We start from the raw sequence: 13,914 nt of genomic DNA on the forward strand, positions 1-13,914 counted from the left end.
CTCAATCGTCTCGGCCCAGCCGTCATCAACAAGCGATTCGTGTGTCATCGCAGTGTAGAATCACACCCGATTCCGCAGGGCAATACCTATCTTAGCGCCTATGCCCTCAAGGGAGGGATTTCAGCGTTATTTCAATCAATTTTTAATGTTTTTCGGCCGCGCCTCTGGACAAGGCGAATCACCTTTGATTCTTTACAGACGATTCGGATGTGCGGTGTTGCCGGATCGTCAAGCGTACGGAAATTCGGGGAGTGCCATTTATGGCCAAGGCGGACGCGTGGGGCGCGCCCGAAGGGACGGCTTTTGAGCGGCGCAAGGCGCGAGGCGACGGCCTCGCCGGCAATACGCGGCTCATCGCTGAACCAGCCTACCGGCGGCTCCTGGCTGCCGAACCCCTTCTGCGCCGTTCGATACCGGCTCTCATCATCATCTTCCTGATCGTCATCGCCGCACTGCGCGTGCTGTCGCTGATGAACGAGCGCGACGAGGCCGAGCGCGACGGCAAGGCGGTGCTAGGTCTCGCCGCCGGCCAGATGGCGAACGCAATCTCGGCCGACCCGACCGCGGCATCCAGCGGTGCAATTGATCTTCTGGAAAGCACGAGCCGCCAGGGCGCCATGGGCAGAAGCCATGTGCTTGTGATCACCGACAGCGCCTTCAAGATCATTGCCGTGTCGCCGCTGTCGACCGGCTGGCAAGGGCGATCGCTGGACAGCCTGGTGCTGGACGGCCAGCCGCTGTTCATGTTCGGCGACCGCGCCGGGGTCATGGATGTCAGCATCGGCGGCCAGGACTGGTACGCGGCGGTGAGCCTGACCCGGGACCGCAAGAACGCCGCCGCCGTGCTGGTGCCGCAGGAAGCGGCGTTCGACAACTGGCGCAAGACCGTCTCGCTCAACGTCACGCTGTTTGTGCTGACAGCCGGCGTGCTGATCATCATCCTCTACGCCTATTTCGGCCAGGCATCGCGCGCCCAGACAGCCGACCGCATCTATCTCGAAGCCCATCAGCGCATCGACATGGCGCTGGTTCGCGGTCGCTGCGGCCTGTGGGACTGGGACATGGTGCGCGGCAAGATGTACTGGTCGCGCTCGATGTACGACATGCTGGGCTACGAGCCCTGCAACTCGATGCTGTCGTTCGGCGAGGTCGACGACATCATCCACCCCGAGGACGGCGACCTGTTCGAGCTGGCCAACAAAATCGTCGAGCGCGAGATCGACCATATCGACCAGGTGTTCCGGATGCGTCACGCCGACGGCCAGTGGGTGTGGATGCGCGCCAGGGCCCAGGTGATCGACCCGGAAGCGCCTGAGATCCAGCTGATCGGCATTGCCGTCGACGTCACCGAGCAGCGGCATCTGGCGCTGCGCTCGGAGGCGGCCGACCTGCGCCTGCGGACCGCGATCGAAAACATCAACGAATCCTTCGTGCTGTGGGATGCCGCCCAGCGCCTGATCATGTGCAATTCCAAATACCAGAAGGACAACGGCCTGTCGGACCGCGACGTCATGCCGGGCGCTGCGCGCGCCGTGCTTGAAGAGCGCATGCTGGCCTTCGCCTCTGAACGGCGGCTGGCCAACACCAACGGGCCGCAAGGGGGCGCAACCTTCGAGCGGCAGCTCTCCGACGGCCGCTGGCTGCAGGTCAACGAACTGAGGACCCGGGACGGCGGCACGGTCTCCGTCGGCTCCGACATCACCCAGATCAAGCTGCACCAGGAAAAGCTGGTCGACAGCGAGCGCCGGCTGATGGCGACCATCCACGACCTCAGCCTCGCCCGCCGGGCCGAGGAAGAGCGCGCCAAGGAACTGGTCGAGCTCAACCGCGAATATATGAAGGAAACCGAGCGCGCCGAGGCCGCCAATCGGGCCAAATCCGAATTCCTAGCCAACATGTCGCACGAGCTGCGCACGCCGCTCAACGCCATCATCGGGTTCTCCGAACTGATGGAACAAGGCCTGTTCGGGCCGCTCGGTTCGCCGCGCTACGAGGAATATGCCAACGACATCAACGGCAGCGGCAAATATCTGCTCGGCGTCATCAACGACATACTCGATATGTCGAAGATCGAAGCCGGCCAATTCTCGGTGGACCGCGAGGAAATCGATCTCTGCCCGCTGATCCGCGAGACGGTGCGGGTGATCTCGCTGCAGGCGGCGGAGAAATCGATCACGGTCGAAACCCGCATCGCCGATACGATGACGCTGTTCGCCGACCGCCGGGCGATCAAGCAGATCGCCATCAATCTGCTGTCGAATGCGGTGAAGTTCACCGGCCAGGGCGGCCATATCTCGGTGCGCGCCCGCAACACGTCAGGCGCGCTGGTGCTGACCATCGAGGACAATGGCTGCGGCATTCCGAAGGAGGCACTGAGCAAGCTCGGCCGCCCCTTCGAACAGGTGCAGAACCAGTTTTCGAAGAACCACGCCGGCTCCGGCCTCGGCCTTGCCATCTCGCGCTCGCTGGCCGAGCTGCAGGGCGGCGCGCTGAAAATCCGCTCGACCGAAGGCGTCGGCACGATCGTGTCGGTGCGCATTCCGGTGAAGAAGCCGGCGCTGGCGGTGAAGACGGCGGCCTGACGGCCCGCCAATGCGAGCGGTGCTCTCCGCCGCGTTCAAGGACTGAGTAGCCCCGGTCATGTAAGGGCTCCGGCGGCTTTCGCCGCCGGAGACATATCGCCATCTCACTCCATGCTGTCGTCGCCGCCGTCCCATTGGTGGTGGCGGCCCATGCGGCCTTTCTTTGGGAGTTCGTTGCGCTCGATCTTGCCGTCATTGTTGCGGTCGAGCATGGCGAACACCTTCTTCTCGCGCCCGGTGATGTCGTCCGTGGTCAGCGTGCCGTCGCCCTTGCTGTCGTAGCGGGCAACTATGCGCTTGGCCATTTCCTCGAACCGCGCCTTTTCCAGCGCGTCGGCGAGCTGGGCGACTGTCAGCTTGCCGCCATTGTCAGCGACCAGCTTCTTCAGCCGCGCGTTCATGGCGTCGGAAAACTGGTCGAAGCTGATGGTGCCGTTGGAATCCTTCATCGCCTTGTCGAGGCGCATCATCGCGCCCTCGCGCATTCTGGCGCTGGCATTGTTCTCGGCGTAGGCGGTGGTGCCAACGGCGCCGGCAAGCGCGACGAAGGCAAGGGCAAGTCCGGTTGTTTTTCTCATGGGTATCTCCTGTTGCATCGTCACCCCCGATGCGATCCGAAACAGCCGCCAGCGCTTCACGCCCTCACGACCGTTTCGTACGAAGCAAAAGGTCGAAATCCTTTCTGACCTTTTGCGACGTCTCCTTGAGGTGTGCTTCCAGCACACCGAAATCCGGCAGGTCAGTCACCGCCAGAAGCAGATCCGACAGTCCCGGCGGAACGTCATCGCGTTCGAATGCGCCGGTGAGGCAAAGCCGCGTCATCTGGGTCAGCGCCAGATAGAGTTGGTAGGCTTCGCAAAGCTGCTGCCTGACGTCAGCCTCGGCGAAATCCGGCGACAGATGCGCCAGGATTTCGCCGGTCGCGGTCACCCTGCGGCCGCCTTCGACCTGCCCGGTTATAACCGCCACCTGCGCGATGAATTCGAGGTCGATGAGGCCGCCGGAGATGAGCTTGATGTCCCAGAGATCGCGCGGCGATTTTTCCTTCTCGATCAGCGCGCGCATCTCGGATGCCTCCGCCCTCACCTTGGCGGCGTCGCGCGGCAAGGCCAGAAGTGCCGCGACCTCGGCCTCGACCTCGGTGCAAAGGGCCGCGTCGCCGCCGATGGCGCGCCCCCGGGCCAGCGCCATGTGCTCCCAGGTCCAGGCCTCCTGGCGCTGGTATTTCTTGAAGGCATCGATGTGGGTGGCCACCGGCCCCTTGTTGCCGGATGGCCGCAAGCGCAGGTCGAGCTCGTAGAGAACGCCTTCGGCGGTCGGCGCCGAGACAGCCGCGATCAGTCGCTGCGTCATCCTGGTATAGTAGTGCGATGGTGCGAGCGGCTTGTCGCCGTCGGACTCGTCGGCATTCGCGTCGTGGTCGTAGAGCAGAATGAGGTCGACATCGGAGCCGGCGGTGAGCTCGCGGCTGCCGAGTTTGCCCATGCCGAGCAGCGACACGGTGCCGCCGGCGATGCGGCCATGACGCAGCGCGAATTCGGTGGTCACCGCCTGCAATGCGGCGTCGATGGTGAGGTCGGCGAGATCGGAAAAGGCGCGGCCGGCGCGCGCCGGGTCGATCGAGCCGGCGAGCAGCCTGACACCGATCAGGAATTTCTGCTCGGAGGCAAAGATGCGCAAACGGTCGAGCACGTCCTCATAAGCCCGGTCGCCTTCGATGAAAGCGGCCAACCGCGCTGAGAGATAGGCTCGGTTGGGCAGTTCGGCGAGCAGCGCCGGGTCGAGCAGACCGTCGAAGACATGCGGGCGCCTTGTGATGATTGCCGCCAGCCGAGGCGCGGCGCCCATGATCGTCGCCATAAGCTTCAGCAGGGCGGGATTCGACTGCAGCAGCGAAAACAGCTGGATGCCGGCGGGCAGGCCGGCGAGGAATTCGTCGAAGCGAACCAGCGCCTCGTCGGCCCGGCGCGTCTGGCCGAAGGCTTTGAGCAGCGCCGGCGTCAGTTCGGTCAGCCGCTCGCGCGCTTCCGCAGACTGGGTGACGCGGTAGCGGCCGAAATGCCAGCCTCGAATCACGCGGCAGATGTCGCTTGGCCGCTGGAAGCCAAGGCCGTGCAAGGTCTGCAGCGTGTCGGGATCGTCGACATCGCCTGTGAAGACCAGATTGCCGACGCCGGCCGACAATTCAGGCGCGGTCTCGAACAACGCGGCGTAGTGGCGCTCGACCTCATGCAAAGCCGCGCGAAAGGTTTCGGCAAATCTGGCGGCATCGGCAAAGCCCAGCATATGGGCGATGCGTTCCAGCCCTTCATCATCGTCGGGCAGAATATGCGTCTGCTCGTCGGCGACCATCTGGATGGCGTGTTCGACGCGGCGCAGAAACCAATATTGCTGCGTTAGCGCGTCGCGTGCATCGGCGGTGATCCAGTTGCGCGCGGCCAGCGCACCCAGCATCGGCACCGTCTCGCGGCCGCGCAGCTCCGGAAAACGGCCGCCGGCGATCAGTTGCTGGGTCTGGACGAAGAACTCGATTTCGCGAATGCCGCCGCGGCCGAGCTTGACGTTGTGTCCTTTGACCGCGATCTCGCCATGACCCTTGTGGGCATGGATCTGGCGCTTGATCGAATGAACGTCGGCGATCGCCGCATAGTCCATGTATTTGCGCCAGACATAGGGCTGCAATTCCCGCAGGAACGCATCCCCGGCATCGAGATCGCCGGCCACGGGACGCGCTTTGATCATGGCGGCGCGCTCCCAGTTCTGGCCTCGCGCCTCATAGTAGCGAAGTGCTGCCTCGACCGAGATCGCCAGCGGCGTCGAGCCTGGATCGGGACGAAGCCTCAAATCGGTGCGGAAGACATAGCCGTGCCCGGTGCGGTCCTGCAGGATGCGGACCAGCCTGCGGGTCAGGCGCGCAAACAGCTCGGTGGCGTCCAGCGGATCGACGATCGCCGTCGCATCCGGATCGAAAAAGACGACGAGGTCGATGTCGGAGGAGAAATTCAGTTCATGCGCGCCAAGCTTGCCCATGCCGAGCAGGATCCAGCCGGATTGCCGTGACGGATTTTCGGGATCGGGCAATTTGAGCTTGCCCTGGCTGTGCGCGTCGCGCAGCAGGAAGTCGACCGCCGCGCAGGTACAGGCATCGGCGAGATTGCTGAGGCGCCTTACCGTCAGCGCGGTATCGGCCTCGCCGGAGAGGTCTGCAAGTGCGATCAGGAAGTGACCTTCACCCTTCCACTGCCTGAGTTCCATCATCAGGCTGGATTCGGAAACGGTCTCGGCAAAGGCGGCCTTGCCGATCGCTTCGGCAATGCTGGTCAGCCTGGCCTCGACACCGTCATCGAACAGCGCGTCGAGGATTTGCGGCCGGCGGCGCGCGACATCGCGGAGGAAGGGCGAGAGATCGAAGACGGCAGCGAGAAACTCCTGTGCGGCGCCCTTGCCCCCTAGAAATTTCGCCAGACGCGGCAGGTTCTCGTCCTTGGCATCGCCAGCGATCTCCGACAGTTCACGCCGGGCGCGAGTCTCATCCAGCGGCGCGAGCTGCGCCGCCAGTTGCAGGCGCCATTCGGTCTCGATCCGTTTCGCAGCCATCCTCACCGCCATCAATGGTCCTCCCGCGCCGGGAAGCTCATGATAACGGACAATCCGGGATTGGCAGGCAGAAGTTCAAGCCGGCCATTGTGAAAAGTCATGATCGCCTTGGCGAGGCTGAGACCAAGGCCTGATCCCGGCTGGGAGCGGCTCTTTTCCAGCCGCACAAAGCGCTCGGTCGCCCTGGCGCGGTCGGCGTCGTCGGGGATGCCATGGCCATTGTCGGAAACGGAAAGGCGGATTTCGTGACCGACGCGCTGCAGGGCTACGCGCACGGCAGGCTTTTCCGTCGCATCGGTCGAGTATTTGATGGCGTTGTCGACGATGTTCGACAGTGCCTGGCCGATCAGCTCGCGGTTGCCATCGACGGAAAAATTCCCGTCCGCGGCAGTTTCAAGCACCACGCCAGCCTCCTCCGCCACCGGCTCATAAAGCTCGACAACGTCATGCACCGCGGCGGCGAGATCGACCTTGCTGGTGCTCTCCGAGGAATAGCCGGCCTCCAGCCTGGAGATCATCAGGATGGCGTTGAAGGTTTTTATCAGCTGGTCGGATTCGGCGATGGTGCCTTCCAGCGCCTGCCGGTAGTCGGTGGTCTTGTGCTTGCCCGAAAGTGTGGCCTCGGCGCGGTTGCGCAGTCTGGTCAGCGGCGTCTTCAAATCATGGGCGATGTTGTCGGAGACCTGCTTCAGCCCTTCGTTCAGCGTCGCGATCCTGGCCAGCATGGTGTTGAGGTTTTCCGACAGGCGGTCGAACTCATCGCCGGCGCCGGTCACCGGCAGCCGTCCCGTGAGATCGCCGCCCATAATGCGGCGGCTTGCCTCCGAGACGCTGTCGATGCGCTTCAGCGCGGCGCGGCCGACAAGGAACCAGATCAGCAGCCCGCCCAGGCCCATCATGCCCAGCGCCAGCATCAGGGCGCGGCGGACGACGGCGCGGAAGCGCTCGGGCTCGCCGAGATCGCGACCGACAAGCATGATCATCTGGTTGGGCAGCCGCAGCACCAGCGCGATGGCGTTGTGGCCCTTCTCGCCCTCGGACTGAATTTCGGTCTCGCCGGGCTGCGCGCCATTCGGGTCAGAAGCCTGGTTGCGCTGCCGTTCGAGCTCACCTTCGCCGAAACGGCGATAGGAGAAGGGTTCGGTCGTCCAGCCATCGGTCTCGAGCACCCCCGGTGCCAGGCTCTGCACGTTGCCGGTGAGGATCTGGCCGTTGACGTCGGCAATGAGATAGAGGTTGGCGCCGGGCTGGCGCGAGCGCTGCTCGACGACGCGCACCAGCCGCGGCAGGCCGCCGCTCTGATAGGCACGGGCGAGGCCGAGCACCTCGTCATTGATGGTCTGCTGGGTCTGGCCGGTCAGCATGCGGGCCGACAACGACGTCATGTAGAAGACCAGCAACACGGCACATAGCGCGAAAAGCAGGAAATAAAGCGCTGAAAGCCGCGCCGCCGTCGTCCTCATGATGGCCGGCAGGGAAAGGGCCATCGAGTTCTAGCTCATGATGAGATTTGGCTGAAATCTCATCATGACCTACCCCTTTGTTGGAGCATGATCTTCTCCAAAAACCGGTACCCACTTTTTGGGATCATGCTCTAGCCGCTCTTCAGCATATAGCCGGCGCCGCGAACCGTATGCAGGATCGGCTTGTCGAAACCCTTCTCGATCTTGCCACGCAGGCGCGAGACGTGAACGTCGATGACGTTGGTCTGCGGATCGAAATGATAGTCCCAGACATTTTCGAGCAGCATGGTGCGCGTCACCACCTGGCCGGCATGGCGCATCAGATATTCGAGCAGGCGGAATTCGCGCGGCTGCAGCGTGATCTCGCGCGCCGCGCGCTTGACCGAATGGGACAGCCGGTCAAGCTCGAGATCGCCGACCCTGTAGACGGTTTCGGCCTCCCTGGCGCTGGCGCGGCGGTTCAGCACCTCGACGCGGGCGAGCAATTCGGAAAAGGCATAGGGCTTGGTCAGATAGTCGTCCCCGCCGGCGCGCAGACCGGTGACGCGGTCATCGACTTCGCCCAGCGCCGACAGGATCAGCACCGGCGTGGTGTTGCCGCGCGAGCGCAGGCCGGCAATGACGGAGAGCCCGTCGCGGCGTGGCATCATGCGGTCGACGACCATCACGTCATAGTCGCCGGCATCGGCCAGCGCAAAGCCGGTTTCGCCGTCGCCGGCGACATGGGCGGTGTGCCCAGCCTCGGCAAAGGCCTTCTGCATATAGTCGGCCGCCTCGCGATCGTCTTCTATGACGAGAATCTTCATAGAGCCGTTATACGCGATTTCGCCGGAAGATTGAGGGGCCGCCATGAGCGCAAAAGCTTTCGTTCAAGCATGTCGTTTTGCCAAACCGCAGTGCACTTTTGGGCGACATGCTTCGCTGTTAGAGCGGCAGCGGGCGATGGGGGCCCGCTGCCGCCGGGAGCAGAACACGATGACTGACTAACGCGTTCGGCCCCTTGCTTCCCGTGCGGCGGCTCGGGGGTGTTGAAACCGCCGCACTGGAAACTGTGTGATGTCAGCCTTTGGCGACTGGCAGCGCGACGAAGCGGTTTGAATCGTCGCGGGTGATCTGCATCAGCACCGCCTTGCGGCCGGACTTGACCGCATCGGCCATCGCCTTGGCGACGTCGTCGGTGCCGTTCACCTCCGTCGAGTTGACCGAGGTGATGACATCGCCGGGCTGGATGCCGCGGTCGGCGGCATCGCTGTCGGGATCGACATCGGTCACCACCAGGCCCTTGCCGTTTTCCGACTTGGTGACGGTGAGGCCGAGATCGGCCAGCGCGGCGGGCTTTGCCGGTGCCGCGGGCTGCTGCGGGTCGGCCGAGGCCTGCTTGTCAGTGGATGGCAACGTGCCGAGATCGACCTTGATGGTCTGGCTCTTGCCGTCGCGCCACACCGTGACGTCGACCGACTTGCCGGGTGGGTAGGCGCCGATCAGACGAGCCAGTTCCTTCGGCGATGCGACGTCCTTGCCTTCGACCTGGGTGATCACGTCACCGGCGGTGATGCCGGCCTTCTTGCCGGGGCCACCGTCCTGGGCGCCCGAAACCAGAGCCCCGTTCTGCGACTTCAGGCCCAGCGATTCGGCGATGTCCGATGTAACCGGCTGGATTTCGACGCCGAGCCAGCCACGCTGCACCGAGCCGCTCTTCATCAGATCCTGCACCACCTGCTTGGCGGTCGAGGCCGGAATGTCGAAGGCGATGCCGACGCTTCCGCCCGACGGCGAGAAGATCGCGGTGTTGATGCCGACGACCTGGCCGTTAAGGTTGAAGGTCGGGCCGCCCGAATTGCCGCGGTTGACCGAAGCGTCTATCTGGATGAAGTCATCATAGGGACCGGCGCCGATATCACGGCCACGGGCCGAGACGATGCCGGCGGTGACGGTGCCGCCGAGGCCGAACGGATTGCCGACGGCCACCACCCAGTCGCCGACGCGAACCTTGGAATCGTCGGCGAAATCGACATAGGTGAACTTGCCGACGCCATCGACCTTGAGCACCGCCAGATCGGTGCGCGGATCGGTGCCGATCAGCTTGGCGTCAAGCTCCTTGCCGTCATTCATCACCACTGTGAAGGCGGAGCCTTCCTCGACGACATGGTTGTTGGTGACGAGATAGCCGTCATCGGAGATGAAGAAGCCAGAACCCTGCGCCACCGGACGCGGCTGGTCGTTGTTATGGTCGCGGTGGCTGAAGCGACGATTGCCGCCGTCATGGCCGTTCTGATCACCAAAGCCGCGGAATTGCTTGAAGAACTGGCGCAGCTGCGGATTGTCGGGCAGGTTGTTCATGCCGTCCGGATCGTCGGACTGGTCGGAGCCGTCATCGGCGGCAGGCTCGATCTTGGCCTTGACCTTGACGCTGACCACGGCCGGCGAAACGCGCTCGACGACATCGGCAAAGCCCGGCACCTGGGGCGCTTCGACCCGCACGGCGTCGGCCAGAACGGGAGCTGTACCAGTGGCAACGGCGCCGAAACCGATGCCGCCGGCAATGGCCAGCGAAGCGGCGGCGGCCAACAGGCGTTTGCGGGTGCGGGAATATGGGTTGGGGGCGATAGTCATGGGTCTCGTATCCTCTTTTCACTGGATGCGGCTCAGGCAGAGCATCCTCGGACAAGAGAAATAGAGAGGCGCACATTACGGCGCCATTTCCGGTGCATGAAAGTTTTGTAATGTTGGGCGGTCGCACAAATCGCTTGGTTGCGCTCGCCTGCTGCCCTATGGTGTACACAACTCAGCACAAGGCTTTCACAATGACAGCAAGCACCACCATGACCATTCGAGTCTCGTCCGAGACCAAGCTGAAGCTGGAGCAGATCGCTACCGATACCAGGCGTAGTAAATCGTTCCTCGCCGCCGAGGCGGTCTCAGCCTATGTCGATCGCGAGCTGGATATCATCGAAGGCATAAAACGTGGCATGGCCGACGCAGAGGCTGGCCGTGTCGTGCCCCACGACGACGCCATGGCGGAGCTCGACGCGGTGATCGAAGCAGCGAAAGCCAGGCGCGCAGGCAAGGCGTGAAGCGGTTCGTCACCTGGTCGCGAGAAGCGCTGGACGATCTCACGCAGCAAGTTGCCTTTATCGCTCAGGACAATCCTGCCGCCGCCCGACGCCTCGCGGACCGTATCCGTGAAATGGGCCGGGGCCTTGGTGATATGGCGACGGGCCGACCTGGCCGGGTAACAGGCACTTATGAGAAGCCCATCGGCCGCCTGCCCTACATCATTGCCTATGAATTGCGCCTGATCGCCGGCCGTCAGAGCATTGTTATCCTGCGCGCCATCCACACGTCGCGGGACTGGCCTTTGGAGGAATGGCCGAGCTAGTCGCTCAGCATCTTGTCCAGCGCCGCCTGTTCCTCGGCGCTCAGCGCCTTGGTTGCCAACGAGCGGCGGGAGCGTGTGGTCAGCACAATGAAAATGCCGCCGACTAGAAGCAGAAGCACCGGCGTGCCCCAAAGCAAGGCGTTGCGCGGGCTGAAGCGCGGCTTCAACAGCACGAACTCGCCGTAGCGCGACACGATATAGTCCATCACCTGCTGGTCGGTATCGCCGGCAACCAGGCGCTGGCGCACCAGGATGCGCAGGTCGCGGGCGAGGTCTGCATCGGATTCGTCGATGGACTGGTTCTGGCAGACCATGCAGCGCAGGCCTTCCGACAGTAGCCGCGCCCTCGCCTCGAGCGCCGGATCGGTGAGAACCTCGTCCGGTTTCACCGCTTGCGCCGCGCCGGCAAACAGCAGCGCCAGAAGCAGGGTGAGCGAGGCCAACGAGAACCTGGTGCTCACGGCGCGCCTGCCGACGGCATGGAGGCTGCCTGCTTGCGGCGGCGCGAGGGTGCGCCAACCCGCAGGCGCCGGTCGAGCAGCGACATTGCGGCTCCCGCCATCATCACCAGAGCTCCGCCCCAGATCAGCGTCACCAGCGGCTTCCACCACAGGCGCACCACGACCGACCCATCGGTGCCCTCATCGCCCAGCGACAGATAGAGTTGGCTGAAGCCGATCGTCTCGATGCCGGATTCGGTCGTCGTCGTCTGCCGCACCGGAAAGAAGCGCTTGGCCGAGGTGATCTCGGCTGAAACGCCGCCACCGGCGCCGATCACGGAAAAGCGGCCGCGCTGCTCGCTGTAATTCGGACCCTGCGCCGGGAAGAGGCCGTCGAAACGCAGCGTGTGGCCGGAGAGTTCGACGCTCTCGCCGGCATGCATCGACAGTATCCTTTCGGTGCCGAAGCACAGCGTGCCGACAATGCCGAGCGTCGTCAGCCCGAGGCCGAGATGGGCAAGTGCAGTGCCGAACACCGAACGCGGCAGGCCGGCGAAACGGCGCAGCATGATGGCGGGCGACACATTGCCAAAGCCGGACTTGACGGCGAGGTCGGTGAGCGCGCCGCAGACCAGCCAGCAGGCGAGGCCGACACCAAGGGCGGCGAACACCGACGCGCCGTCGATAAACAGCCCCGTGACCAGCATCGCCAGGAGAGCGGCGCCGAAAGCCGCCATCAGGCGCTGAGCGACGGCATAGAGGTCGCCGCGCTTCCAGGCTAGCAGCGGCCCGAACGGAACCACGACCAGCAGCGGCACCATCAGCGGGCCGAATGTCAGGTTGAAGAAGGGGGCGCCGACCGAGATCTTGCCGGCCGAAAGCGCCTCGACCGCGAGCGGATAGAGCGTGCCGACCAGCACGGTGGCGGTGGCCGTGGTCAGGAACAGATTGTTGAGGACAAGCACGCCTTCGCGCGAGATCGGGTGGAACAGGCCGCCGGCCGTCAGCCGCGAGGCGCGCAGCGCAAACAGGGCCAGCGAGCCGCCGATGAACAGCGTCAAAATGCACAGGATGAAGATGCCGCGGGTCGGATCGGTGGCGAAAGCATGCACCGAGGTCAGCACGCCGGAGCGCACCAGGAAGGTGCCGAGCAGCGAGAGCGAGAAGGTGAGGATGGCAAGCAGCAGCGTCCAGATCTTGAGCGCCGAACGCTTCTCCATGACGATCGCCGAATGCAGAAGAGCCGTGCCGGCCAGCCACGGCATAAAGGAGGCGTTTTCGACCGGATCCCAGAACCAGAAGCCGCCCCAGCCGAGCTCGTAATAGGCCCAGTAGGAGCCCATCGCGATGCCGCCGGTGAGGAACATCCAGGCGACCAGCGTCCACGGCCGCACCCAGCGCGCCCAGGAGGCATCGATGCGGCCTTCGATGAGGGCGGCGACCGAGAAGGAAAAGCAGATAGAGAACCCGACATAGCCGAGATAGAGCAGCGGCGGATGGATGGCGAGGCCAAGATCCTGCAGGACCGGGTTGAGATCGCGGCCCTCGATCGGCGCCGGATTGAGCCGGGTGAACGGATTGGATGTCGCCAGGATGAACAGGAAGAAGGTGGCGCCGATAGCCCCCTGCACGGCCAGCACATTGGCGCGCAGCGTCGCCGGAAGGTTGGAGCCGAAGACGGCGACCAGCGCACCGAAGAAGGTCAGGATCAGCACCCAGAGCAGCATCGAGCCTTCGTGATTGCCCCAGGTTCCGGTGATCTTGTAGATCAGCGGCTGCAGCGAATGCGAGTTTTCCCACACGCTCGCCACCGAGAAATCGGAACTTGCATAGGCGCCGGCGAGTGCTGCGAACGATAGCGCCGTGAGCGCGAAGCCTGTGACCGTGACGGGACCGCCGACAGCCATCAGCCTCTGGTTGCCGGTACGGGCGCCGATCAGCGGCACCAGCGTCTGCACCAGCGACAGCACAAAGGCGAGGACGAGCGCGAAGTGTCCGGTCTCAACCATTACTGGCTCTTGCTCTCTTGCCACACGCCCTTGGCCTTCAGCCCGTCAGCGACTTCCTTGGGCATGTAGCGCTCGTCATGCTTGGCCAGCACGCTGTCGGCGACGAAAACGCCGTCGGCGCCAAAGCTGCCTTCGGTGATGACGCCCTGCTCCTCGCGGAACAGATCGGGCAGGATGCCGGTATAGCTGACCTTGACCGATTTGTGCGTGTCGGTGACCGAGAACGCAACCGCCGCGCCCTGCCCGCGCACGACCGTGCCCTTTTCGACGAGGCCGCCGAGCCTGATGCGCTGTCCCGGCTGCAAGCTGGCGGTGGTCAGATCGGCGGGCATATAGAAATAGGAGGCCTTCTGGCCCAACGCATAGAAGGTCAGCCCGGTGGCGGCGCCGAAGAAGGCAAGACCTCCGACAATCACCGACAATCGCTTCTGCTTGCGCGTCATG

General features: G+C 64.1%; 11 protein-coding genes. 3 read left to right on the forward strand and 8 right to left on the reverse strand.

Annotated elements, in window-relative coordinates; translation table 11 throughout:
• Positions 1-260: 260 nt before the first annotated feature.
• Positions 261-2,582: a PAS domain-containing sensor histidine kinase gene (locus NKH38_RS24315; protein WP_352763975.1), complete on the forward strand. Its 2,322-nt coding sequence runs from the start codon at positions 261-263 to the stop codon at positions 2,580-2,582.
• Between the two features lie 104 nt (positions 2,583-2,686).
• On the opposite strand, the gene NKH38_RS24320 is transcribed toward NKH38_RS24315, so the two are convergent.
• From NKH38_RS24320 to NKH38_RS24340, 5 genes are all read right to left on the reverse strand, one after another.
• Positions 2,687-3,160, reverse strand: coding sequence for an EF-hand domain-containing protein (locus tag NKH38_RS24320; RefSeq protein ID WP_023702181.1), 474 nt, complete (start codon positions 3,158-3,160; stop codon positions 2,687-2,689).
• Positions 3,161-3,224: 64 nt separating this feature from the next.
• Positions 3,225-6,191 carry a bifunctional [glutamine synthetase] adenylyltransferase/[glutamine synthetase]-adenylyl-L-tyrosine phosphorylase gene (locus tag NKH38_RS24325; RefSeq protein WP_352763971.1) on the reverse strand — a complete coding sequence of 989 codons (2,967 nt, stop codon included), beginning with the start codon at positions 6,189-6,191 and terminating at the stop codon, positions 3,225-3,227.
• Positions 6,191-7,666: a sensor histidine kinase gene (locus NKH38_RS24330; RefSeq protein ID WP_023692818.1), complete on the reverse strand. Its 1,476-nt coding sequence runs from the start codon at positions 7,664-7,666 to the stop codon at positions 6,191-6,193. The genes NKH38_RS24325 and NKH38_RS24330 overlap by 1 nt, the downstream gene beginning before the upstream one ends.
• Before the next feature lie 107 nt (positions 7,667-7,773).
• Positions 7,774-8,448 carry a response regulator transcription factor gene (locus NKH38_RS24335; protein ID WP_023670185.1) on the reverse strand — a complete coding sequence of 225 codons (675 nt, stop codon included), beginning with the start codon at positions 8,446-8,448 and terminating at the stop codon, positions 7,774-7,776.
• A 253-nt stretch (positions 8,449-8,701) separates the two neighbouring features.
• Positions 8,702-10,255 carry a Do family serine endopeptidase gene (locus NKH38_RS24340; protein ID WP_023702184.1) on the reverse strand — a complete coding sequence of 518 codons (1,554 nt, stop codon included), beginning with the start codon at positions 10,253-10,255 and terminating at the stop codon, positions 8,702-8,704.
• A gap of 191 nt (positions 10,256-10,446) precedes the next feature.
• On the opposite strand from NKH38_RS24340, the gene NKH38_RS24345 reads away from it, so the two are divergent.
• Together NKH38_RS24345 and NKH38_RS24350 are read left to right on the forward strand one after the other, a co-directional pair.
• Complete coding sequence (locus tag NKH38_RS24345; protein ID WP_023684527.1) at positions 10,447-10,716, forward strand: CopG family ribbon-helix-helix protein; 270 nt, start codon at positions 10,447-10,449, stop codon at positions 10,714-10,716.
• Entirely contained in the window at positions 10,713-11,021 is a 309-nt protein-coding gene (locus NKH38_RS24350; protein WP_023670182.1) for a type II toxin-antitoxin system RelE/ParE family toxin, read from the forward strand. The genes NKH38_RS24345 and NKH38_RS24350 overlap by 4 nt, the downstream gene beginning before the upstream one ends.
• On the opposite strand, the gene NKH38_RS24355 is transcribed toward NKH38_RS24350, so the two are convergent.
• Genes NKH38_RS24355 through ccmE form a run of 3 tightly spaced genes read right to left on the reverse strand, consistent with a single transcriptional unit; the run spans position 11,018 to position 13,913 of the window.
• Positions 11,018-11,482: a cytochrome c-type biogenesis protein gene (locus NKH38_RS24355; RefSeq protein WP_023670181.1), complete on the reverse strand. Its 465-nt coding sequence runs from the start codon at positions 11,480-11,482 to the stop codon at positions 11,018-11,020. The two genes, NKH38_RS24350 and NKH38_RS24355, sit on opposite strands and share 4 nt — an antisense overlap.
• Complete coding sequence (locus NKH38_RS24360) at positions 11,479-13,470, reverse strand: heme lyase CcmF/NrfE family subunit (RefSeq protein ID WP_023731028.1); 1,992 nt, start codon at positions 13,468-13,470, stop codon at positions 11,479-11,481. The genes NKH38_RS24355 and NKH38_RS24360 overlap by 4 nt, the downstream gene beginning before the upstream one ends.
• Positions 13,470-13,913 (reverse strand): cytochrome c maturation protein CcmE, encoded by a 444-nt coding sequence (gene ccmE / locus NKH38_RS24365; protein ID WP_352763967.1) that lies wholly within the window; start codon positions 13,911-13,913, stop codon positions 13,470-13,472. The genes NKH38_RS24360 and ccmE overlap by 1 nt, the downstream gene beginning before the upstream one ends.
• Between the last annotated feature and the right edge of the window lies 1 nt (position 13,914).

The organism is Mesorhizobium sp. M1078 (assembly GCF_040318615.1).
Lineage (GTDB): Bacteria > Pseudomonadota > Alphaproteobacteria > Rhizobiales > Rhizobiaceae > Mesorhizobium.

Coding starts and splice junctions, on each gene's coding strand:
- NKH38_RS24320 (WP_023702181.1), bottom strand. CDS start 3,160: ATGAGAAAAACAACCGGACTTGCCCTTGCCTTCGTCGCGCTTGCCGGC.
- NKH38_RS24360 (WP_023731028.1), bottom strand. CDS start 13,470: ATGGTTGAGACCGGACACTTCGCGCTCGTCCTCGCCTTTGTGCTGTCG.
- NKH38_RS24330 (WP_023692818.1), bottom strand. CDS start 7,666: ATGGCCCTTTCCCTGCCGGCCATCATGAGGACGACGGCGGCGCGGCTT.
- NKH38_RS24315 (WP_352763975.1), top strand. CDS start 261: ATGGCCAAGGCGGACGCGTGGGGCGCGCCCGAAGGGACGGCTTTTGAG.
- NKH38_RS24340 (WP_023702184.1), bottom strand. CDS start 10,255: ATGACTATCGCCCCCAACCCATATTCCCGCACCCGCAAACGCCTGTTG.
- NKH38_RS24335 (WP_023670185.1), bottom strand. CDS start 8,448: ATGAAGATTCTCGTCATAGAAGACGATCGCGAGGCGGCCGACTATATG.
- NKH38_RS24325 (WP_352763971.1), bottom strand. CDS start 6,191: ATGGCGGTGAGGATGGCTGCGAAACGGATCGAGACCGAATGGCGCCTG.
- ccmE (WP_352763967.1), bottom strand. CDS start 13,913: ATGACGCGCAAGCAGAAGCGATTGTCGGTGATTGTCGGAGGTCTTGCC.
- NKH38_RS24345 (WP_023684527.1), top strand. CDS start 10,447: ATGACAGCAAGCACCACCATGACCATTCGAGTCTCGTCCGAGACCAAG.